Origin of the sequence: Aphanothece microscopica RSMan92 (assembly GCF_046613545.2) — a bacterium.
In the GTDB taxonomy this organism is placed as follows: Bacteria; Cyanobacteriota; Cyanobacteriia; order PCC-6307; family Cyanobiaceae; genus NIES-981.
Genome location: NZ_JBKKKY020000507.1, coordinates 1 through 468 on the forward strand (window position 1 = coordinate 1; position 468 = coordinate 468).

A 468-nucleotide genomic window follows, 5' to 3' on the forward strand; every position below is an offset into this window, starting at 1 on the left:
CGGTCACCGCCGGAAAACCGGTGGTTCTCGAAAGCGATGGTGTGAGCGCTGATAGGTCTGCCGCTTCTGACGAAGGCGTCGAGATCGTAGACAAACTGCTGCGTCGGATTGGTGAGGTTGTCGCCCTCACATGGCTCGTAGCCGGTCCGCACTCCGGCCGTTTCGATCTTTCCCATGATCGCAACAGAAACCGGCCGCCCGAATGCATCATGGCGAGCAGCGCTCCAGTTGCCGTTGATGTCGCGAACCATGCGCGGCGCCAGCAGGCGATAGTCATTGATGGCGCGCACCGCCTGCCCAGCCGGATTGGTGACCGACACGCCGAGCAGATCGTAACGATCATGTTCCACCCAGCTCGTGCGCCCGGCAATGTCCGTAGACGAAACCGGCAGATGGAAGTTCGATGCGGGATCATCTGCGAAACCGGGTGTGGCCGAAAATGTCCACCACTGGTCCGGGTCTGCGTTG

The 468-nt window shown here is 61.1% G+C and carries 1 protein-coding gene; it reads right to left on the minus strand.

Annotated features, from left to right (window positions below; all coding sequences use genetic code 11):
- The coding region (locus tag ACLD7X_RS18780; protein ID WP_411425197.1) for a hypothetical protein at positions 1–468 on the minus strand (468 nt) is incomplete at both ends.